21 protein-coding genes are annotated in these 21027 nt (G+C 70.6%); 11 read left to right on the top strand and 10 right to left on the bottom strand.

Annotated elements, in window-relative coordinates; translation table 11 throughout:
• Positions 1 to 35: 35 nt before the first annotated feature.
• Positions 36 to 1148 carry a ricin-type beta-trefoil lectin domain protein gene (locus tag E1165_RS20805; protein WP_132393465.1) on the bottom strand — a complete coding sequence of 371 codons (1113 nt, stop codon included), beginning with the start codon at positions 1146 to 1148 and terminating at the stop codon, positions 36 to 38.
• Between the two features lie 349 nt (positions 1149 to 1497).
• Between E1165_RS20805 and E1165_RS20800 the strand changes: the two genes are divergently transcribed.
• Both E1165_RS20800 and E1165_RS20795 read left to right on the top strand, forming a co-directional pair.
• Positions 1498 to 2349, top strand: a complete 852-nt coding sequence (locus tag E1165_RS20800; RefSeq protein WP_132393464.1) for an amidohydrolase — start codon at positions 1498 to 1500, stop codon at positions 2347 to 2349.
• 327 nt (positions 2350 to 2676) lie between these two features.
• Positions 2677 to 3255, top strand: coding sequence for a SigE family RNA polymerase sigma factor (locus tag E1165_RS20795; protein WP_207916979.1), 579 nt, complete (start codon positions 2677 to 2679; stop codon positions 3253 to 3255).
• Positions 3256 to 3301: 46 nt separating this feature from the next.
• Here E1165_RS20795 and E1165_RS20790 read toward each other — a convergent pair whose 3' ends face one another.
• Positions 3302 to 3574 (bottom strand): hypothetical protein, encoded by a 273-nt coding sequence (locus E1165_RS20790; protein WP_132393462.1) that lies wholly within the window; start codon positions 3572 to 3574, stop codon positions 3302 to 3304.
• A 55-nt stretch (positions 3575 to 3629) separates the two neighbouring features.
• On the opposite strand from E1165_RS20790, the gene E1165_RS20785 reads away from it, so the two are divergent.
• The 7 genes from E1165_RS20785 to E1165_RS20755 all read left to right on the top strand — a co-directional run bounded on the left by E1165_RS20785 (position 3630) and on the right by E1165_RS20755 (position 9765).
• Positions 3630 to 4058, top strand: a complete 429-nt coding sequence (locus E1165_RS20785) for a hypothetical protein (RefSeq protein WP_132393461.1) — start codon at positions 3630 to 3632, stop codon at positions 4056 to 4058.
• 522 nt (positions 4059 to 4580) lie between these two features.
• Positions 4581 to 4940, top strand: a complete 360-nt coding sequence (locus E1165_RS20780) for a hypothetical protein (protein WP_132393460.1) — start codon at positions 4581 to 4583, stop codon at positions 4938 to 4940.
• A complete protein-coding gene (locus E1165_RS20775) occupies positions 4937 to 5803 on the top strand; it encodes an SCO3242 family prenyltransferase (RefSeq protein ID WP_132393459.1) in 867 nt (288 codons plus the stop codon). The genes E1165_RS20780 and E1165_RS20775 overlap by 4 nt, the downstream gene beginning before the upstream one ends.
• Positions 5800 to 6669 (top strand): sugar phosphate isomerase/epimerase, encoded by an 870-nt coding sequence (locus E1165_RS20770; RefSeq protein ID WP_132393458.1) that lies wholly within the window; start codon positions 5800 to 5802, stop codon positions 6667 to 6669. The genes E1165_RS20775 and E1165_RS20770 overlap by 4 nt, the downstream gene beginning before the upstream one ends.
• A gap of 23 nt (positions 6670 to 6692) precedes the next feature.
• Positions 6693 to 7844, top strand: coding sequence for a metabolite traffic protein EboE (eboE, locus tag E1165_RS20765; protein WP_132393457.1), 1152 nt, complete (start codon positions 6693 to 6695; stop codon positions 7842 to 7844).
• An 8-nt stretch (positions 7845 to 7852) separates the two neighbouring features.
• Positions 7853 to 9217 (top strand): alkaline phosphatase family protein, encoded by a 1365-nt coding sequence (locus tag E1165_RS20760; RefSeq protein WP_132393466.1) that lies wholly within the window; start codon positions 7853 to 7855, stop codon positions 9215 to 9217.
• A gap of 131 nt (positions 9218 to 9348) precedes the next feature.
• Positions 9349 to 9765, top strand: a complete 417-nt coding sequence (locus E1165_RS20755) for a DUF4259 domain-containing protein (protein WP_132393456.1) — start codon at positions 9349 to 9351, stop codon at positions 9763 to 9765.
• Positions 9766 to 10082: 317 nt separating this feature from the next.
• Here E1165_RS20755 and E1165_RS20750 read toward each other — a convergent pair whose 3' ends face one another.
• Entirely contained in the window at positions 10083 to 10979 is an 897-nt protein-coding gene (locus tag E1165_RS20750) for a LysR family transcriptional regulator (protein ID WP_132393455.1), read from the bottom strand.
• A gap of 80 nt (positions 10980 to 11059) precedes the next feature.
• On the opposite strand from E1165_RS20750, the gene E1165_RS20745 reads away from it, so the two are divergent.
• Complete coding sequence (locus E1165_RS20745; RefSeq protein WP_207916978.1) at positions 11060 to 11884, top strand: NAD(P)-dependent oxidoreductase; 825 nt, start codon at positions 11060 to 11062, stop codon at positions 11882 to 11884.
• Positions 11884 to 12294 (top strand): RidA family protein, encoded by a 411-nt coding sequence (locus E1165_RS20740; RefSeq protein ID WP_132393453.1) that lies wholly within the window; start codon positions 11884 to 11886, stop codon positions 12292 to 12294. The genes E1165_RS20745 and E1165_RS20740 overlap by 1 nt, the downstream gene beginning before the upstream one ends.
• A gap of 111 nt (positions 12295 to 12405) precedes the next feature.
• Here E1165_RS20740 and E1165_RS20735 read toward each other — a convergent pair whose 3' ends face one another.
• The 7 genes from E1165_RS20735 to E1165_RS20705 all read right to left on the bottom strand — a co-directional run bounded on the left by E1165_RS20735 (position 12406) and on the right by E1165_RS20705 (position 20307).
• Positions 12406 to 13017: an ATP/GTP-binding protein gene (locus E1165_RS20735; protein ID WP_132393452.1), complete on the bottom strand. Its 612-nt coding sequence runs from the start codon at positions 13015 to 13017 to the stop codon at positions 12406 to 12408.
• Positions 12998 to 13390: a DUF742 domain-containing protein gene (locus E1165_RS20730; protein WP_132393451.1), complete on the bottom strand. Its 393-nt coding sequence runs from the start codon at positions 13388 to 13390 to the stop codon at positions 12998 to 13000. Before E1165_RS20730 ends, E1165_RS20735 begins: the two co-directional genes overlap by 20 nt.
• The gene (locus E1165_RS20725; protein WP_132393450.1) at positions 13387 to 13821 is read right to left on the bottom strand and encodes a roadblock/LC7 domain-containing protein; all 435 of its coding nucleotides are present in this window, start codon (positions 13819 to 13821) and stop codon (positions 13387 to 13389) included. Before E1165_RS20725 ends, E1165_RS20730 begins: the two co-directional genes overlap by 4 nt.
• Before the next feature lie 53 nt (positions 13822 to 13874).
• Positions 13875 to 16289: a nitrate- and nitrite sensing domain-containing protein gene (locus tag E1165_RS20720; protein WP_132393449.1), complete on the bottom strand. Its 2415-nt coding sequence runs from the start codon at positions 16287 to 16289 to the stop codon at positions 13875 to 13877.
• 123 nt (positions 16290 to 16412) lie between these two features.
• Positions 16413 to 18056, bottom strand: a complete 1644-nt coding sequence (locus tag E1165_RS20715) for a prenyltransferase/squalene oxidase repeat-containing protein (protein WP_371687371.1) — start codon at positions 18054 to 18056, stop codon at positions 16413 to 16415.
• A gap of 5 nt (positions 18057 to 18061) precedes the next feature.
• Complete coding sequence (locus E1165_RS20710) at positions 18062 to 18976, bottom strand: terpene synthase family protein (RefSeq protein WP_132393447.1); 915 nt, start codon at positions 18974 to 18976, stop codon at positions 18062 to 18064.
• Positions 18976 to 20307 carry a cytochrome P450 gene (locus E1165_RS20705; protein WP_207916981.1) on the bottom strand — a complete coding sequence of 444 codons (1332 nt, stop codon included), beginning with the start codon at positions 20305 to 20307 and terminating at the stop codon, positions 18976 to 18978. Before E1165_RS20705 ends, E1165_RS20710 begins: the two co-directional genes overlap by 1 nt.
• Positions 20308 to 21027: the final 720 nt, after the last annotated feature.

The following is a 21027-nucleotide window of genomic DNA, read 5'->3' as shown; positions in this document are numbered from 1 at the left end:
GCGACCGCCCGCTGCCAGCCCGCAGGTCGCTCCCGTCAGGCGCGCAGACTCCACTGCTGGTTCGCGCTGCCGCTGCACGACCAGAGGACGATCTTCGTGCCGTTCGCCGTCCCGCCCGCGGACGCGTCCAGACACAGTCCCGACTGCACCCCGGTGATGGTCCCGTTGGCGTTCACGTTCCACTGCTGGTTCGCCTGACCGCTACAGTCCCAGATGATCACCGGGGTGCCGTTGCTGGTGCCACGCCCGGACGCGTCCAGGCACTTGTTCCCGTACACCACCAGTTGCTTGCTCGCGGTGTAGGTCCACCGCTGGTTCGACCCGCCCCAGCAGTCCCACAGCTGCAACTGGGTGCCGTTGGTGGTGCTCAGTCCCGGAACATCCAGGCACCGACCCGAGCCACCACCCACGATGCTCACACTCGGCTGGCCACCGGGGCTGCCGATGCTGCCCGGCACCGACCGCAGGGCGGCGTACCAGGTGGCCGCCATCTTGTCGTACCCCCCGGCGGTGGGGTGAACGCCGTCGATGAGGTCCGCCGTGGTGAGCGCGCTGTGCATGTCGACAAGGTGGACCCGCTTGCCGGCCGCGACCTTGTCCCGGACGATGCCGGGTATCGCCGCGTTGAACGTGCGGGCCGCGTTGTTCTGGCCCGCATTGGCCAGCGGAGTGATCTGGGCGACGAACACGTCGGCGTGGGGAACCGTGCTGGTGATGCGGTCGATCAGGGTGGAGAGACGCCGGGGCGCCCCGGGCAGGTCGTAGTTCTGCAGCACGTCATTCGTGCCGATGTGCAGCAGTACGGTGAGCGGCTGGTAGGTGGTGAGCCAGCCGTTGATCCGCGCGTCGATCTGGTCGATGCGCCACCCAGGGTGACCCTCGTGGTCGTGGTCGCCCAGGTTCGCCGGCCCGTTGAACTGTGACCCGACGAAGTCCACCCGGTACCCGCCATTGGTGACACGTTGCCACAGGCCGATCCGGTAGCCGCCGGGCACCTGGGTGCCCTCGGTGATGGAGTCACCGAGCGGCATCACCCGGGTACCGCCGTTGGATTCGGCGCTGGCGACGTCGGATCCGGTCACCGCGCCCAACGCGAGCGTGGCGGTGAGGGTGGTCAGGGTGGCCAGCAACCTCATCTTCGTCTTCATGTGTGCCTTCCCGGTCGCTCGGCCTTCGAGGGCGATGGCTAGTTCACGGACAGTGACCGAAATGTGGACGAGGCGTTGCGCGTCGTGGGATTGATTTATAGCTCTGCCCCTACCTCCTGTCCAGGGAGGTCATGGGATCACGCAGGCAGATTCTTCGATGTCATGGTGATCATTGCTGGGCGTACCGCCGTAGGACCTTTTCGGACATGGGATTTCGTGGCTAGGATCCGATAGCGCGACGCAGCGATCGACGCTCGTCGGCATGCCGGGGCTTCACCAGCCCGGTCATCGGCCGGCGCCCTGTCGCCCGTTCGCGGGTTCGAACCGAACGTCTCCGGGTGGGAGTGCCATGGTCAGGATCGACGCGCACCACCACGTGTGGCACCTCGACCGCCGGCCGCAGCCGTGGCTCGCAGAACCACGGATGGCACCCATCCGCCGCTCGTTCAGTCTGGACGATCTGGCCGAACCGGTCGCCGAGGCCGGAATCGACCGCACCGTCCTGGTCCAGGTGCTCGCCGACGCGGACGAGACCGCGGAGTTCCTTGCCCTGGCGGCCGGCAGCAGCCTGGTGGCGGGCGTGGTCGGCTGGGTCGACCTGACGGCCGACAGTATCCGCGACACGCTCGCGGCGTTGCGGGCCGCACCCGGCGGCGAGCGCCTCGTCGGTTTCCGGCACCTCGTCCAGGCGGAGGCGGATCCCGCTTGGCTGAACCGGGCAGAAGTCCGTCGCGGGCTGCGCGCGGTGGGTGACGCGGGGCTCTGTTACGACCTGCTCACGCTTGCCCACCAGCTACCCTCCGCCATCGACACAGTGCGGGCACTGCCCGAGGTCACCTTTGTTCTGGACCACCTGTCCAAACCATCGATCGCCACGGGCGAACTCCAGCCGTGGGCGGCCTGGCTGCGCGAACTGGCGGCGGAGCCGAATGTCTACTGCAAGTTGTCCGGCATGGTCACCGAGGCGGACTGGCGTGCGTGGACCGTACCGGCGCTGCGCCCCTACGCGGAGACGGCGCTGGAGGCGTTCGGCACCAGGCGTGTCATGTTCGGCTCGGACTGGCCGGTGTGTCTGCTCGCCGGGTCCTACGCCGAGGTGGTCGCCGCGGCCGAGGAGCTGACCGCTGGGCTGAGCCGGCCGGAGCAGGATCAGGTCTTTGGCGGCACCGCCGTGCGTGCCTATCGGCTCGACCTGCCGTAACCGTGCGGCGGTCAGGTCGTGCACGCGCCGACGACCCACTTGCAGGCGGCCGCACCTACGAGGTCCCCTGTGTTGGCAGATTCTCGAAGCCGTTCCCACCGCGCCACGCACCATGACAACAGCTGAGGCGGCCCCCGCCAGGGTGAGAACGCTGGCTGGACAGAAGCAACGGGCTGGGGCTATAAATCAGCCCCATGACAGGCAACGCGGTGTCACAGCGCATGCGCGTCCGCGACGAGCAGACAGCCCGTCGGTCGCGACAACTCGCGCTGGCGGCCAGCCCTCCGACACACGGTCTCACGTGAACCGCCGGCATCCGCTACGTTGGTGAGGGCCGGCGCGCGCGAGGACGCCTTCCATTCCTTCTTCGAGTCGCACTACGCCGACCTGGCACGCCTGGCGTACCTCATCACCGGCGAGGCGGAGGTGGCCGACGACCTGGCCGCCGACGCCCTGCTGGAGGCATGGCGGCACTGGGACCGTGTCGTTGCGGCCGACAGCCCGATCGCGTACACCCGTGGCGTGCTCGCCAACCTGGCCCGCAACCGGATCCGCAGACTGGGCCGGGAGCGGCGCGGCCTGCTCGGCGTGGGCCTGCTGTGGCGGGAGCGGACACAGGACGTGGACGTGCCCGCCGTCGTCGATGTACGCGAGGCGCTTCGCCGACTGCCGTACCGGCGTCGGGCGTGCGTGGTGTTGCGGTACGCGTTCGACCTGTCCGAGCAGGAGACGGCGCGCACGCTCGGCATCTCCGTGGGCACCGTGAAGAGCCAGACGTCACGCGGGGCGGCCCAGTTGACCCGGTTGCTTGGCGGCCTGCCACCGTCGGCGGACGACGGCACCCGGTGGCTAGCTTCCGCCTCGCGGACCATCGTTCCGCCCGGCCCGTCGGGAAGGGGGAGCTGATGTCGTCGGGTCCCATCCGCTCCGCGCTTCGCGCGGCCGCGGCCGCTCACCAGCCGGACCGTGCGGCCATGCTGGCCCGGATCCAGCGCGGCCAGGCGACTCGCCCGTCCAGCGCGCCCCGCTCCACCCGCAGGCGGACGGCCGTGGTCGCCGGAATGGCGGCGACCGTGGCCACGGTACTCGGGGTCAGCGTCGCCGTGACCTGGGCCGCTGTTCGCGACGAGGTGACGCGGGAACCCGTACCCGCAGCCTCGGCCCCGGTGTCCCCCACCCCGACCGCGGCCTCGACCCCCTCCTCCACGCCCGCCGCAAGCACCACTGCCGGTTCGGTGCCGAGCCATGGCGCTACGGGCCGTTCGACGCCCACTGCTCAGGTGCCTCGCTCACCGGCGGCGCCCCCGGGCAGGGCGGCCTCCGTCCAGCAGGGCTTCCTGTGGTCCAACGGCGCCGTCGACCCGCACAGCATCGACAACTGGGCGCAGAGCAACGTGACCCTGAAGAACAGCGAGACCGTCACGGCGCTCCAGCTACGCGTACGGGTCGCGCGCACCGCTGATGTGACCAGCACCGGCGCCTGGAGCACCGTAGTGGCCGACGAGCTGGTGACCAGCCTAGAGCAGCAGCCGGACGCGCTGGTCTATACGTTCACACTGAAGCCGGGAGTACACCTGGCTCCCGGCGCGCACATGTTCGCGGTGCAGTACGGCCACGCGACGGGCGGCAGGAACCCGAGCCGCGACAGCTACGAGGCCATCGCGACCGCCCTCGACGGTACCCGAGCCGAGGTGAACGGCGGCTTCTGAACAAGAACCCCTACGCACGGTAGTCGCCTCAAGGATCGCTTCTTCGTCGTCCAATCGTGGCACCTGGGGCCACACCGCGCCTCTCACCTGGGCCCGCGTTCGCAGGGCAGCCGCGGGCCTGTCTCGAACCCGGCAGACATCGAACTCCAGGAGCGGGTAAGCATGCGATGGCCACGGGCGGAGACCGGACCTCTGGAGCGCTGGTCGAAGCCCTCCATTCGCACCTCCCACACCAACCGAGCGGGCATTCCTAAAAGAACTGGCCGCAAACCGTTATGGAATCTATTCCCGCAGCGTCATATTGACTTCTGATGATTTCTTGGCGCATCCTGGCCAGAGCGAGCGACGAGATCAGGACGCCGCGCATGTGACGCTGTGTCACCATCCGGCGAACCTGGCTGCCCGTCGCGGCTGACGGCATGAGGGCTGATCGACACCCGCGTACACCTTCGGCGCCCAGGCACCACCCGCGGGCCGACGCGGCTCGGGCGCGTCCAGATCGTCCACCGAGCAGCGGGAAGGGTGAGCATGCGAACGGGCATCTGGCTGATCGGCGCGCGCGGGTCGGTCGCGGGCAGCGCCACGGTCAGCGCGTCGGCGCTTCGGGCGCGGCTGGTCGAGCCGACCGGATACGTCACCGAACTGCCCGCGTTGCGGGGCACCGGGCTGCCGCGCTGGTCCAACCTCCGCGAGCCCGCGTGGTCTGGCATCAAGCTGTACGGCGGCGGCGACGGTGCGATCCTCTCCAACCCGGGCCCCAACGCCGCCGAGGTGGCCAGCAAACAGCGGATACTCCGCGACGTGCTCGGCCACCAGGGCACCAGCCGCGTCGACCACGCCGAGGGAATCGGCGACTTCGAGCTGTCCATGGTGGAGCGGTGATGAGACTTCGCGCGCTGGCCGAACTGGTCCGTGCGCCGGCCGCGCTCTCGGTGCCTGGCGACGTCGTGGCCGGTGCCGCCGCGACGGGCGTGCTCGACCGGCGAACCGGCGGCCTGGCCGGCGCGTCGGTCTGCCTGTACTGGGCGGGCATGGCAGCCAACGACTGGGCCGACCGCGAACTCGACGCGGTCGAGCGGCCGGAGCGGCCGATCCCGTCCGGGCGTGTGCCCGCCCCCGTCGCGCTGGGGGTCGCGGCCGGCCTCACCGCCGCCGGGCTCGCGATCTCCGGGGCCGTCGGCGGCCGGCGCGCTCTCGCCGTGGCCAGCCCGCTCGCGGCCGCCGTGTGGGCGTACGACCTGTGGGCGAAGAACACCGTGGCTGGCCCGCTGGCGATGGCCGCCTGCCGGGCACTCGACGTGCTGCACGGGGCCAGCACGGGCCGCCTGGTTCGGGCGGTTCCGGCCGCTCTCGCAGTCGGCGCGCACACGTACACCGTCACCGCGCTGTCGCGGGGAGAGGTCAGCGGCACCCAACCCCGCGTCGCCGCCGCCACGCTCGCCACCACCGTCGCGGTTGCCGCGGCGGTGGCCCGCCCGGACGCGGCTGCTCCGGCCGGCGCTGCCACGTCGGTGGCCAGGCTGCTGACGGTCGACTACGCCCGCCGGTACGGGCAGGCCCAGGCCGGAGTGCTCGGCGACCCGGCGCCGCCCCGGGTGCGGGCCGTGGTCGGCGCCGGCATCACCGCGCTGCCGGCCCTACAGGGTGCCCTGATCGCCCGGACCGGCGCGATCCGGGCCGGTCTGGCGGTCGCGGCCGCCGCTCCACTGGGCCGGGCCCTGGCCCGCTGGATCTCACCGACATGAACGGGCTGCGGTTCGGCTACGGCACCAACGGCTTCGCCAACCACCGGCTGGCGGACGCGCTTGCCGTGATCGCCGACCTCGGATACGCCGGGGTCGCGCTGACCCTGGACCACGCCCATCTCGACCCGTTCGGCGCCTCCCTGGCCCGGAAGGTAACCCACACGGCCGACCTCCTGCGCGACCTCGACCTCGGGTTGGTCATCGAGACCGGCGCACGGTACCTGCTCGACCCGTGGCGCAAGCACGCGCCGACCTTCCTGCACCACGACCGCACTCGCCGGATCGACTTCCTCCGCCGGGCGGTGACGATCGGCGCCGACCTGGGTGCCGAGGCGGTCTCCTGCTGGGCGGGGGTACGGCCGGCCGAGGTGGACGAGTCGACCGCGTGGGCGCGGCTGGTCGACGGCGTCGCGCAGGTCGTCGCGCTGGCAGCCGACCGGAGCGTGCCGATCGGGTTCGAGCCAGAGCCGGGCATGCTCGTCGAGGACATCGCCGGGTGGAGGAGACTGCGGGCCGAGCTCGGCGCACCGGCCGCGTTCGGACTCACCCTGGACATCGGGCACTGCCGGTGCCTGGAGCCGGTGGGCGTGCCCGAGTGCGTGACCGACGTGGCGACGCACCTGGTGAACGTCCAGATCGACGACATGCGCCGAGGAGTGCACGAACACCTGGAGTTCGGCGCCGGCGAGATCGACTTCCCGCCGGTGCTGCGCGCCCTGGTCGACGGCGGATACCGCGGGCTGGTCGCGGTGGAGCTGCCCCGGCACTCCCACGCGGCACCGGAGGTCGCGCGGCGCTCGCTGGAGTTCCTGCGGGCTGCGGAGGTCCACGCGTGCGGACACCGAGAGGTGACACATGACGGTTGACGGGCGTCTCGGGGGTGTGGCTGATGCGTCTACGGCATCGTGACGGCAGCGTGGTGCACCTGTCGTACTGCACGAATGTGCACGCGGCCGAGGACCTGACCGGGATCCTCGCCCAACTCGACACGTACGCCGTGCCGGTCCGGCGCCGGCTCGGCAGCGCGGTGCTGGGGCTCGGGCTGTGGCTGGCGGCGCCCGCCGCGGCGGGGCTGGCCGCTGACCGGGCCGCGCGGCGGCGGCTGCGGCAGGAGCTGGCCGCGCGCGATCTGGAGGTGGTGACGCTCAACGGGTTTCCGTACGCGGCGTTCCAGGCGCCGGTGGTCAAGTACGCGGTGTACCGGCCGGATTGGACCGAACCGCAGCGCCTGCGGTACACGCTGGACCTGGCGACCGTCCTGGCCGACGTGCTGCCCACCGACGCGGCCCGTGGATCGATCTCCACGCTGCCGTTGGCCTGGCGCGAGCCCTGGACACCCGAGCGCTCCGACACGTGCCGGCGATCCCTGTCCATGCTGGTCGACGAGTTGGCGGCGCTGGAGCGGCGCACCGGCCGCCTGATCCGGGTCGCCGTCGAGCCGGAGCCGGGATGCGTGGTCGAGACCACCGCGCAGGCCGCCGCCGTGCTGTCCGGGGTGGACACCCGGTACCTGGGAGTGTGCCTGGACCTGGCCCATCTGGCATGTGCGTGGGAGGAGCCGGCGGCGGCACTGGCCCGGCTGCGGTCGGCCGGTGTGCCCGTGGTCAAGACACAGCTGTCGGCGGCGCTGGAGGCAGCCGATCCGGCCCGGGACGGCGACGCCCTGCGCGGCTACGTCGAGCCGAGGTTCCTGCACCAGACGCGGAGCCGGGACGGCCGGTCGGCGGACGACCTGCCCGAGGCGCTCTCGTGGGAGGCGCGGGAGTCCCCGTGGCGGGTGCACTATCACGTCCCGTTGCACGCCGCGCCGATGCCGCCGCTGCGTGCGACGACGGGAGTGCTCACCGACGCGCTGCGCGAGCTGCTCGGCGGGGCGGAGGCCGTCTGCGACCACCTCGACGTCGAGACGTACACCTGGAACGTGCTGCCGCCGCGGTCCCGGCCGGACGGCCCGGCGCAGCTCACCGCCGGGATCGCGGCCGAGCTGGCGTGGGCCCGGGACCGGCTGACCGACCTCGATCTGAAGGAGCTGCCGTCGTGACGCCCGTGATGGTGCTGGACGTCGTCGGTCTCACGCCGCGGCTGCTCGAATTCATGCCCCGGCTGCGCGCGCTGGCCGCCTCGGGTTGGCAAGCCCCGCTGGACACGGTGTTGCCCGCCGTGACGTGCTCCGTGCAGTCGACCTTCCTCACCGGCGAGACACCGGCCGGGCACGGGGTGGTCGGCAACGGCTGGTACTTCCGCGACCTCGGCGAGGTGTTCCTGTGGCGGCAGCACAACGGGCTCGTCGGCGGGGAGAAGGTGTGGCATGCCGCGCGGCGACACCGGCCGGAGTTCACGGTGGCCAACGTGTGCTGGTGGTACGCGATGGGCGCGGACGTGAACTGGACGGTGACCCCTCGGCCGGTCTACCACGCCGATGGGCGCAAGGACCCCGACTGCTACACCGACCCACCAGGGCTGCGCGACGACCTCACCGCGGCGCTGGGCACCTTCCCGTTGTTCAACTACTGGGGGCCGGGCGCCGGCATCGCGTCGTCGGCATGGATTTGTGCGGCGGCACAGCGGATCCGCACGGCGCACCGGCCCGATCTCACCCTCGCCTATGTCCCCCACCTCGATTACGACCTGCAGCGGTACGGCCCCGACGCGCCGCAGGCCGCCGTCGCCGCCGCGGAGCTGGACCGGGTGATGACGCCGCTGCTGGACTCGGCGGGCGACGCGACGGTCGTTGTGCTCTCCGAGTACGGCATCACACCGGTGTCGCGTCCGGTGCACATCAACCGCGCGCTGCGGGCCGAAGGGCTGCTGCGGGTCTACACCCAGGCCGGCATGGAGTACCTGGACCCGTGGACATCACGTGCGTTCGCGGTCTCCGACCACCAGGTGGCCCACGTGTACGTCCGTGACCCGACCGACGTTCCGGCGGTGGCCAAGCTCTGCGCGGGTGTGGCCGGCGTGGCCGAGGTGCTCGGCACGGAAGGCAAATCCGCGCACGGGCTGCACCATCCACGGGCCGGGGAGCTGGTGCTGGTCGCCGAACCGGACGCCTGGTTCACCTACTACTACTGGCTCGACGAGGCCCGTTGCCCCGACTTCGCGCGACTGGTGGAGATCCACCGCAAGCCCGGCTACGACCCGGCCGAGCTGTTCCTCGACCCGACGAACCCGCGCGCGGCCAGGGCCCGGGCGGCCGTGGCCCTGCTGCGGAAGAAGATCGGCATGCGCTACCTGATGAGTGTGGTGGGTCTCGACGCCGGCGCCAGCGCGGTCCGGGGCTCCCACGGCCGGCTCCCCGACGACCCCCGCGACGGTCCGATGATCATTTGCTCCGACCGGGCGCACGCTCGGCCGGCCGTCGCCGCCACCGAGGTGCGGGACCTCCTACTGACACTGTCCGGCATCCCGACCTGATCGACACGGCAGGCGGTGGCCTCACCCACCGGCGTCTCGTCGGTGATCGCGCCATCCCTGCGCACGTGACGATCGCGGACCTGTCGGTGGCCGGTGCGAGAATCCGCGCGACCGAACACGAGGAGGGCTCAGTGGGGACTTGGGACAGCGGACCGTTCGACAACGACACCGCCGCTGACTGGTGTGGCGACCTCGAGGACACCGACATGACCAAGCGCCCGGCGTTGGTCCGCGACGCGCTGAACCGAGCCGCCGGCGACGACGGCTACCTCGACGCCGACGTCGCCTGCGAGGCGATCGCCGCAGCCGCGATCGTGGCCGCGCAGCGGCCCGGCGGGCAGCCGATCACCTCCCCGTACGCGCCGGACTTCCTACGCGACGGCGGCCGGCTCGATCTGCCCGACGACCTGGCGGTACTCGCGGTGAGTGCCCTAAACCGGATCATGGCCGCGGACTCCGAGTGGCGCGACCTGTGGCAGGACGCCGCCGGGGGCGCCAACCCGGCCTTCGACGCCGTCAACGGCCTGCGCGGAGTCCTGACGGCGTAGTAGACAGCGGCGCGGCGTCCGCGTGGCACACCACTGTCGCCGCGCACCTGTGTCCAAGCGGCCGAGGACCTGGTGACGGGCATGGGTGTGCCGTGGCGGCGCAGCTCCGACGAGTTCGCGCGGATCCCGCGCCAGCCCGGCCGGAAGCGGCGGTAGTGACCGACGTCGCCACGGCCTGGCGCGGGTTCCGCGGGATCCTCCAGCTCGACGTCGAGGGACGGGCATCGAACCAGGGCCACTGCAACGGGTAACGCTTCACCTTCACCAGCCTTGTGCTTGTTGTGCTACTGGGCTGGCCGCAGAGAAACGTGGGGCGGTCAGCCGAGGCGGGTCGCCTCCGCCCGCAGGTGGTCTAGAAAACGCGTGAGCGCCGGTGACGGCGTCCTGCCCCGCACGGTCGCCGCGAAGATCTGCCGCACCGACTCGTCGTCCGGATGCAGGCGTAGCAGGGCGATGTCCGGCGGGGTCCCGCGTACCGCCAGAGCCGGAACCAGAGCCACCCCCAACCCGGCGGCGACGCATCCCAGCTTGCCGGTCCAATCGGCCGCGACGATGTCAGTGCGCGGCGTGAAGCCGCTGGGCAGGCTTGCGCGGAGCAGGCTGTGCTCCGCGGTGGCCGAGCCCACGACGAACGCGTCCTCCGCGAGGTCCGCCAGGCGCACCGAGCGGCGGCGCGCGAGCCGGTGGCCGCGCGCTACCGCGACCATAAGCCGCTCGTCGAGCAGGTGCCGCAGGTCGAACCGTTCACGATCCAGTTCGCTCGTGGGAGAGGTGCTGACCACGGCCACCTCCGCCTCCTCCGCGAGCAGGCGCTCCAGCAGCCGCGGCGTCACGCCCTCGACCAGCGACAGCGAGACCTGTGGGTGAGCCGATCGGAACGACGCCATCGCCCGGGGCACGAGGGCCGCGACCGCGGTCGGGAAAGCTCCCACGCGCAGCCGCCCCCGGCCGAGTCCGCGCAGGTCCTCGAGGTCGCGCCGGGCGGCGGCAAGCCGGTCGAGGACCGCTTCGGCGTGCGGGAGCAGCTCACGGCCCTCCTCGGTGAGGGCGACGCCGCGGGGCAGCCGGTCGAAGAGCTTTGCGCCGAGGTCGGCCTCGAGCGCGGCGATCTGGCGGGAGACAGCCGACTGGGTGAAGCTGAGGGCGCGGGCGGCGGTCGTGATCGAGCCGTGTTCCGCGACGATACGGAACACCTCCAGCAGCTGAGTCTCCACGGCAGGTATGTTAACCACGCATAGCAGCCATGCGAGACACTCGTTGGCCGCATGACTTGTACCGGCCTAGCGTTATCAGCGTGAAGATCACCGCAGTCCTCGGGACAGGACACATGGGTACGCCGATCGTGCACCGCCTCCTCGCCGGTGGTCACCGGGTCACGGCGTGGAATCGCAGCCCGGCGCGTTCCGAGCCGCTGGCCGCGCTCGGCGCGACAGTGGCCGCGAGCCCGGCCGCCGCGGTGGACGACGCCGACGTCGTCATCGTCATGCTCGCCGACGCCGACGCGGTCGAGGCAGCGCTGTTCGGGCCGGACGGCGCCGCCGCCGCGCTCCGACCCGGGACGGTCGTGGTGCAGATGTCGACCATCGGGCCGGACGAGGTCCGGTCGGTCGCCGGTCGCCTCCCGGAGGGCGTCTCATTCCTCGACGCCCCCGTCGGCGGCAGCGTCGACGCCGCCAGGGCCGGCACGCTGGCGATCTTCGCGGGCGGCTCTGCCAACGCCCTGGAAAGCGCGGCTCCGGTGCTGCAACAGCTCGGTTCGGTCCGCCACTGCGGTCCGGTCGGCGCCGGCGCGGCCGTCAAGCTCATCGCGAACACGGGCCTGGTGACAGCGGTCGCTGGGCTGCGCGACGCGCTGGCCGTCGCCGCGGCGCTCGGTGTCGACCGGCAGACCGCCCTCGATGTGCTCGGCCGTGGCCCCCTCGCCCGCGCCGTTGAACGGGTCGCAACGCCGGGCGCCTCGTTCGCAGTCGCGTTGGCGGCGAAGGACGCGCGGCTGGCGCTGCGCCACTTGGCGTCGTCTCCCGCGCTCGAAGCCGCCCTGGCCCTGATGCAAGCCGCGCCCGACCAGAACGCGGACCTCTCCTCCCTCGTCTCTACCCACTCCGTGAAGGAAGCCTGATGAACCTCACTCTGGACAACCCCGCATCCGTCGCGGCCCCGTTCGGCGACCGCTTCGCCCACGTCGCCCGGATCGACGTCGGCGGCGGCGCGCTGCTGATGCTCGCCGGACAGGTCGCCGTCGACGACGACGGCAAGGTGGTCGCCCCCGGAGACCCTGGCGCTCAGGCCGAACGGATCTTCGAGATCGTCAGCGGCGTGCTCGCGGCGCACGGCGCGAGCTTCGACGACGTGCTGCACATCCGGACGTTCATGACCAACCTGGCGGATCTCCCGGCGTACGGGGCCGTCCGGCGCCGTCTCTTCCAGGGCACACCACCACCAGCGAGCACGACGGTCGAGGTCAGCAAGCTCTTCCTGGCGGGCGCCGTGCTCGAGGTCGAGGTCACGGCCGTGGTCCGTTCGCGCTAGGACCCGTCGTCAAAGGGTCACAGCCGTGGCGGTACCACCGCGATGGGGACGCTGGCCTGACGGATGGCCCGGTTCATGTTCGTTCGTCGCCGAAGGGTGCGGCGGAGGCCGCTACTGGACCGGCTCAGGCCGGCGATTCCGGGTGGGCTGCCTCATCGCGTGCTCGAGCAGTGCGATCAGCGCCTCTTTGCTCGACTGCCGTTGCCGGGCGTCGCAGAGCATCACCGGGACGTTCGGATCCAGGTCGAGGGCGGCCCGCACCTCCGCGATGTCGTAGCGGCGGGCGCCCTCGAAGCAGTTCACCGCCACGATGAACGGCGTGCCGTGCCGCTCGAAGTAGTCGACGGACGGGAAGCAGTCGGCCAGCCGGCGGGTGTCGGCGAGCACGACCGCGCCCAGCGCGCCGAGCGCCAACTCGTCCCAGACGAACCAGAACCGGTCCTGCCCGGGGGTACCGAACAGATAGAGCACCAGATCTTCGCTGATGGTGATCCGACCGAAGTCCATTGCCACGGTCGTGGTGGCCTTCTGCTCCACGCCGGAGATGTCGTCGACCCTGACACCCTTCTCGGAGAGCACTTCCTCCGTACGCAGCGGTTTGGTTTCGCTCACCGCGCCGACCATGGTGGTCTTTCCCACCCCGAACCCGCCGGCGATCAGGATCTTGGTGGCGGCCGGTACGCGGAGGCCGACCACCGGCCCGTCAGAGCGCTCGAAGTCCATTGATAACTGCCTTAAAGATGCTGTCGTCGGGAAGATCGGTCGTCGACCGGGGCTCGCGAACCTGGACGAGTTGCCGGTCGAGCAGGTCACCGAGGAGCACCCGCACGGTGCCGATAGGAAGGTTGAGGTACGCGGCGACCTCTGCCACGGACAGCGGACGTCGACACAGGCTGACTACTCTGAGCTGCTCAGGTCCTATACCGGCGTCGTACTCGGCCGGCGACCGGACGGTGATCACGAGCGAGATCAGGTCGAGCAGACTGCCCTTGGTGGGCCGGGTTCGCCCGCGCGTCAGCGCGTACGGCCGAACAATCGGGCCAGCTTCATCATCGACCCATAGCTCCTCAGCGGCGTCGTCGGGGGGAAGGGTCATTGTCGCGCCAAACTCTCCTCGACCGCCTCATCGCTGTTCCGCGCCGGCGACGCCAGGTACTTGCCGACCCGGGTGACGAGCATGGCCATCTCGTAGGCGATGAGACCGACGTCAGCGCCGCCGGAGGCCAGCACCGCGAGACACGCGCCACGGCCAGCTGCGGTGACGAACAGGAACCGGTCCGCCATCTCGATGATGGTCTGCCGCACGGGACCACCCTGGAATCGCTCCGCCCCTCCTCTGGCAAGACTCTGAATACCCGCCGCCATGGCCGCCAGATGGTCTCCGTCGTCGCGGCTCAGCCCTTGCGAGGCGGCTAGCACCAGGCCGTCCACGGAGAGAACGACCGCATTCTCCGCCTGCCTGACGCGCCCGACCAGATCGTCCAGCAACCAGGCCAGGTCAGCGCTCGCGGCTTCTCGGTGCACCACGTTGTCCTCTTTCTGTCCGGCCAGCGGCCGGGAGTGTGATCTCGCAGCTCGGGTCAGGTATGGGGCTGTTCATCCGCCGCCGGCGCGTCGTTCGAGCGTCCGTCGGGATCGCCCGCCTGGCCAGGCTCGTCATCGAGCAGGCGCGCGGCGTCGGTGCGGCCGCGTTGGGTACCGCTCTGGTAGGAGCTCATCATCTTGCGCACCTCCTCCGGCGGGCGGGGCGCGTCTCCGTCGTCGGCACCTTCACCGGCACGGGCGGCTGCGGGATCCCGCAACTGCTTCGCAAGGCTCGCCTGGCGTACCCGCATCGGCAGCCCGCCCGGGGTGTACGAGGCATCCGGAGACGGGGCCTCGGCGGCAGGGGGCCGGCCGCCGGTCGCGGTCGAGGTTGCCTCGGGCTCGACCGACGGCGACAGGTCCTTCCACGCCCGGCCGCTCCTCCGCCGGGCGGGCGCGGGTGGATCAGCAAGACCGATCGCGCTGGCAGGCTGCGCGTTGGCGGCGGCTTGTGCGTCACCGTCGCCACGACCGGCCGCGGCCGGTGCTCGCCCGCCTGCCCGAGAAGCGGCTGCAAGCTCGTTGTCGGGGACTTCGCTCACGAGTTCAGCCGGGATGAGCACGACGGCAGTCGTGCCGCCGTACGGCGATTCCTTGAGCCGCACACGGATCCCGTGCCGCTGCGAGAGGCTACTCACCACGAACAGGCCCAGTTGGGAGACGTTGGCCAGGTTGAACTCCTTGCGGCTGTTGATCTGCGCGTTGGCGGTGGCGAGATCCTCCTGGCTCATGCCGAGACCGCGATCCTCGACCTCGATCACATAGCCGCTCCCGACCAGCTGCCCCTTCACAGTGACCCGCGTATGCGGCGGCGAGAAGGACAGCGCATTCTCGATCAGTTCCGCCAGCAGGTGGATCACATCGCTGACGGACCGGCCGGCCAGCCTGACGGAGCCGATGTGCAGCACGTCGACCCGCCGGTAGTCCTCAACCTCCTGAACGGCGCCACGCACGGCGTCGATCATGGGCACGTTCTTCCGCCACGCGCGGCCGGGCGTCGCTCCTGACAACACGATCAGGTTCTCCGCGTTGCGCCGCATCCGGGTCGCGAGGTGGTCGACCCCGTACAGGCCCTCGAGCGTGTCCGGGTTTTCCTCCTGCCGCTGCATGTCGTCGAGCAGCGTCACCTGCCGGTGCACCAGTGCCTGGGTACGTCGGGCGAGGTTGAGGAACACCTCACGCACGTTGCGCCGTAGCTCGGCCTGTTCCACCGCCGTGCGGATGGCGGTCTCCTGGACGCGGTTGAACGCTTGGCCCACCTGGCCGATCTCATCGTCGCCGAAGTCCAGTGGTGGGGCTTCTGCGGAAACGTCCACCTGCTCGCCCGCGCGAAGTCGGGCGACCACGCCGGGCAGTCGCTCGTCGGCGAGCTGGTGGGCGGCATCGCGAAGCCGTTGCAGCTGGGCCACCAGGGCGCGGGCGGTCGTGATCGACAGCAGGATCGAGGCGATAACGGCGATCGCGCCGAGGCCTGCCGCGAGGGTCAGGCGGACAATGACCCAGATGGCCACACCCGTGGCGTCGCTCACGATTCCGTTGCCACCGGCCGTCACGACACCCTGCAGCTCGGCCTGAGCCTCGTCCACCGCCGCGCGCCACTGGGCGGCCTCGACTGGCAGAACCGATCGGGTGCCACCGGCCTGGGCGATCTTGTCTTCGAGCGACCGGAGACGGTTGAAGGTCTCGCCGGCGAGCATCCGCTCGTATCGGGCGCGGTCGTCCGGAGACAGCTTGATCGAGGTCTCGGCGCCCGAGAATCGCTGGTAACCCACGAGCTGCGCGAACTGGACCTGCTCGACGGCGGTGATCCGGCCGCTCGCGAGAACGCCGCTCATCAGCGCGTCCTCCTGCGAGATCACCTCCGACATCCTGTTCAGGCCGATGAGCGCCTCGGCGTATCCCGCGATCTCCTTGTCGTCGAGGCTCGCGGTGGCGTGGTAGACACCGAAAATCGCGTCGATCGAGTCAGCGAACGCGGCCGCCGCGCTGGCGCGGTCGATGGTCCGCTCGTCGACGGACTTTCTGAGGGCGGCGAGGGCGTCCAGGCTGGCGTAGGTGGCGTCGAGCTGGCTGGCCAGCCTGGCGCTGCCGGCGACATCCGCTTGCCAGCTCTGTGCTGACTCCTTGAAGTCAGCCGCGAGATGCTCGGTCTCCTGCCGCTGCGTGTCCAGAGCCGTGCGCGCCCGGCTCTCGCCTGGGCCACCCAGGTAGGCCAGGGTGAGTCGCCGCTCGACCTGCAACGCTGTGAGCAGAGGTGCGCTCGGCTCATACACCTTGCTGTTCAGTGTATTGACCCAGAGCAGATTCACGCCCTCCCGGAGGGTCACCCATGCCGCGAACGCCCACAGGGCAGTGAGCGACGCCAACACCGCGATCACCTTGGTGCGTAGATTGGTACTGCGAGAACGCATTACACCGTCCCAGTCGGCCGTGGAAGCACCCGGCACAAAGCCTTGGTGAATTGTGGTACCTGGGCGCGTCCAAGGTTTTCGGCACGCGACAACGGGGCACGCTAGCAGTGTCCGAACCGTCCCTCAAGCGTCGCTGATCACTGCCTTGCCGCCGGCCTGTCGTGGTTTGGGCACAGCCGTGGCGACCGTCGCCGCGGTCTTCTCCGGTCGCTGCCGCGCGAGGTGGAGTGCGGCGAGCACCGCGGCGCGGACGATCGCCGCGGGGTGGTAGAGCTCTTTGCCGTACCACAGGGGAGGGTCAGGTTTCTGGCCCGCAGCGCCCAACAGGAACGTGTAGCCGCGTCTCAGCGCCGCGCCGACTCCGGCGGCCCCTGGGCGCGCGGTCAGGAGCACGTGCAGCGCGTACGCGGTCTCCTCGGCGGTGCCGCCCCATCGGCCCCACGACCCGTCGGGCCTTTGGCTGGACAGGACCCAGTCGACGGCCCTCGCCACCGCCTCGACCGCCAGGGGGCTGCGGCCGAAGTCGCCAAGTGCCAGGGTGCAGCACATGGTGGCGTAGTACGGCGAGGCGTGCCACCGGTCCTGCCACTGTCCGTCGGGCATCTGGTGCTCTCGTAGCGTCACCGTCAGCCGATCTATGGCCGTCACGTACCGCCGCGCGGGTTCGGGGCTGCTGCGCACGTGATGACCGAAGGCGTCCAGGACATGCGCGTTGGTGGTGACCGAGAAGCCGTCCTCCCCGGGCCAGGTGCAGAACCCGTCCGCGGTCTCGTACGTCCACAGACCTCTGTGGTCCACGGGCTGGCCGAGCTGCCCGAGCGCGTACAGCGCCACCGAGGTGGTGTCTGCGTCGGCGGGAAGTCCTGCCCCGGTGGGAGTGCCCGCCGGGTCCATCGCAGCACTCAGCCTCGCCACGATGCTCGGGGGCGCCGTTGTCCGCAGGCCGGCCCGTGCCAGCCCGCTCACCACCCATGCCGATTCGAAGACGGTGATGGGAAGCGGACACGGCACGGGTCCACCGCGAGCGACGCTCGCCAGGTAGGTCAGGGCAGGCTCGGTGGGGCTTGGCGCATCAGCGCTGGCGACCCAGGCAGCGGTTGCCGCAGGCGAGGCGCCGACCGGACCGGGCCCCACCGGGCGGATGCCGGCGGCACGTCGGGGCGCAGGGCCCAGGACCTCCAGGAAGTGCAGCAGCTTGTCCGGTAGCTCGGCTCCGGCCGCCATCGCGTGCCGGACCTGGACGAGGCGGGTGCCATCCATCCCCGCTGGCAGACCGAGCCGCACGCCCTGCCAGGGTTCGAGGCGGGGTTCCGTCGCATGGTCGAGGTGCTCGTTGAGCGCCGCCACCAGTGACGGCACGATGAGGTCCGCTCCCGGGGTGTCCGGCACCAGCAGATCCGCGCGTAGCCAGGTGGTGAGCGCCTGCAGGCCGCGGGTGGCCGCGGTGGCCAGGTGCGCCACCTCGTGACCCCGCTGGGCCGCTGTTCCCGACCGAAGGGTCGCGACCAGCGCCTCGGTGGCGCTCAGGGTGGGAACCAGCGCATACCCCTGCGGTGGGCCCCACCCACCGTCCGCCCGCTGGGTCTCCAGCAGGTAGGAGATGCGCTCGACATGCCCGTCGAGCCACGGTGCCAGCGCCACGAGCCGGGCGGTCTCGTACACCGATGGGGCGACGTGGCCCCACGGCTCCGCCTCCAGGCCGGCGATCAGGTCATCCGCGGCGGCGTCGATGTCGCCCCCCACGATGTCGGCGGGCACGGCGTCCACCCTGTTCACAGGCTGCCCCAGAAATCTGACAGCTGGTAGAAGCCACGGGTGAACGCGATCTGGCGTCTGAGGAAAGCAGCCTGCCTGGGGCAGGTGTCTTCCAGCGGCCGGATCAGGTCGTGGCAACCCTCGATGACCATTGTGAGCCTGGCGGTCACCTCGGTGGGGTCGCCCACGAGCATGAGCGCGTTCAGGTCTCCCCACTGGAGGTCACGCCGATAGGTGGCCAGGTCGTTGACCAGCCGGATGGCGCGCTGCACCTCCCGGGCGACGACTCTCAACTCGTCGAGGTGGTCGAGGCTGTCCCGGTCACCGAGGTGGGCCCAGTGCGTCACGCTCACCAGCACGCCGGCGAGGTTGTCGGCGTTGGCGAGATACTCGTCGAGGGTCGGAGCAACACTCCGCGCGTCCGACGCCTCGTGCGCGGTCTTCCAGCTCCACTCTCGGGCCATCGCCGCGAACATGCGCCCGAGTTCGTCCCGCCACACCGGCTGCACGGCTGCGAACGCTGGCGCCCCAGCCAACTCGTCGCGAATGTCGGCCAGCAACCGCGCCAGGGGATGCCTGTCGTCGGGCGGACTGCCGTCGGCGACCGCGAGGCAGTCGTCGGCGATCGCCGACAACTCATCTTCCGACTTCGCCAGGTAGTCGATCTGCCAGTCCGCCGCGAACACCCACAGCACCGTCCGGGCCGTCACCCGCAACTGCTCGACTGTGTACTCGGGTGCGGTGAAGGCCACCGACATCGCGACGCTGGTGACGAATGCCGGATCGAACGGCCGGCCGGCAAACAGGTCCTGGTGGCGGGCCACGACCTTGTGCAGGTCCCGCCCGAGGCTGACAGCCAGCGCGCAGACCCGTCCCTGCTCCGCTGCGGTGAGCACGTCACCGGCGGCCACCGGTATCTGCGGGCGTGGCATCACGAGATTGAGGCGCCGTCGCGTGCCAGCAGAGTGAGCATGTTTGGCCGGGGCCGTAGTGAGGCGCCAAGCCGCGGCTTGAGGTCGGCGGACTGCCCGAGCCGGAACCGATACCGGCTCAGCAGAGTGGCGATGATGATCGGCGCTTCCAGGAGGAAGAGGTGCTGACCGATGCACTGGTGTGGGCCGCCCCCGAACGGGAAGTAGCTGTAGCGGTGCTGCCGACGCGGCCGATCGGGGGAGAACCGCTCCGGGTCGAAGGCGTCAGGGCGGTCCCAGAACGCCTTCATTCGCTGGGTCGCGTACGGGCTGACCAGAATGGTCGCTCCGGAGTCGATCCGGACACCACCCAGAACCTGTTCCCCGACGGCTGTGCGCGGGATGTTCCAGCCTGCGGGCCAGAGGCGCAACATCTCGTCCAGGACCATTCGTGTGTAGCGCATCTGCGGGATGTGTGCCCGCTGCACCGGTCCGCGTCCGACGACCTCGTCGATCTCCGCGTACAGCCGGTCGGCAACATGGGGGTGCGTCTCCAGGACCGGCCACAGCCAGGACAAGACGCTGATCGTGGTCTCGGTTGCCGTGGCGAACATGGCGACGACGTCGCTGCGGACCTGGGCCTCGCTGGCCTGCGATCCGTTGGCCCTCGGGCGGCAGAGTGTCGCGATGATGTCGTCGCCGTCGCCCGGGTTCGCGCGTTCCTTCCGGATGATCGGTAGGACCAGGGCGTCGATGTTCTCCACGGCCTTGCGGAACGCGCGGTCGCCTGGCAGGGGAATCCAGTCGGGCACGCCCGGGGCGAGCAGGCGAGTCACCATCGTGCGTGTGATCGTGCCCAGGTGACCGAAGATCTGCAGCGCGTCGGACACAGGTATCTTCTGGCCGAAGAGCACCCGGGTGGTGGCCTGGCACACGATCCGCGACATCACGGTCATGGCGTCGACGGCCTGGCCCGTTCGAGCCGGTTCATCCAGCGCCGCGACCGCCTCGACGATGGCGACCGCCATCCGGTCGACCAGCACCTCGACGCGCTGTTTGGTGAACAGCGGTTGCAGGGTGTCCCGGCTGGACTCCCACAACTCGCCCTCGGTGACGAGGATCGCGTCGCCGACCGCTCGGCGGACGGACCGCCACAGCATGCTCTCCCCGTCGCGGATGTAGCTGGTCCTGTCCCGCAGGATCTGCTGTAGGTGCTCGGGGTGGGTGACCAGGTACGGGCGGAAGGTTCCGAGATTGAGACGCACGACCTCGCCGCCGGACTGGTTCCCGAAGTGGACGAGCGCCGCCAGCGGGTCACGGACCAGGCGTGGTAGAGCGTCGCGCAGGGGGATGATTCTGGCGGGGCCAGCAGCGACGTGCGCCTCAGGCATGAACACCTCCACGAGCTGTTGTCCCCCGAGACGTCTGGCCAGGAGTTCTGCGGAGCAGGGCCGGGATTATCATCGCACGCGCCATCCCACAACTCTAGGTATGTCCTCCGTGGACACTCTGTGGCAGGTCGGTCTGAGTTCCCCGCTTTGATGGCCCGTGCCAACTCCACCGGCAGCCACCTCGCGCCGGCGCAGCAGGCCGCGCGAAGCACGGGTGGGGGCCGCGTTGGCAATCATGGAGTTGCGACGCCCCACCTCACCGGAAGATGTCACCCGCCGAGGGCGTCATCCCCCATGCGCACACTGGCCTGACGGCCACCGCGCCGACAACCCCGGCAAGCCGGTCACCGAAGGTGAACAGGGCGGGGCTGCCGCACGCGCTGGCCGCGGCACCGACTCTGCCTTGCGGACCGCCGGCTTCCTGGTCGACGGCAACCAACCCGGCTCGTGGCGGCCGCCGGCATCCTCATGGTGGCCGCCAAGCAGACCCGCCCGATGCGGCGCCAGCTGGCGACACGCAACCTCCTGGGCACTTCGCACCCACCACCAACAGCGGCTCGGCGAGGGATTGACAGCATAAGTGTTATCGCTAACATCTTGCGGTAACACCGCCTTCACCTGTCCGTCACCCGGGTCTTGAAGGCACCCTCGGGTGGCGAGCAGGTCGTACGTTCCCCCGCC

This window comes from Micromonospora sp. KC723 (genome assembly GCF_004348595.1).
Classification (GTDB): Bacteria; Actinomycetota; Actinomycetes; order Mycobacteriales; family Micromonosporaceae; genus Micromonospora.
This window is presented reverse-complemented; position numbering and strand designations above follow the sequence as displayed.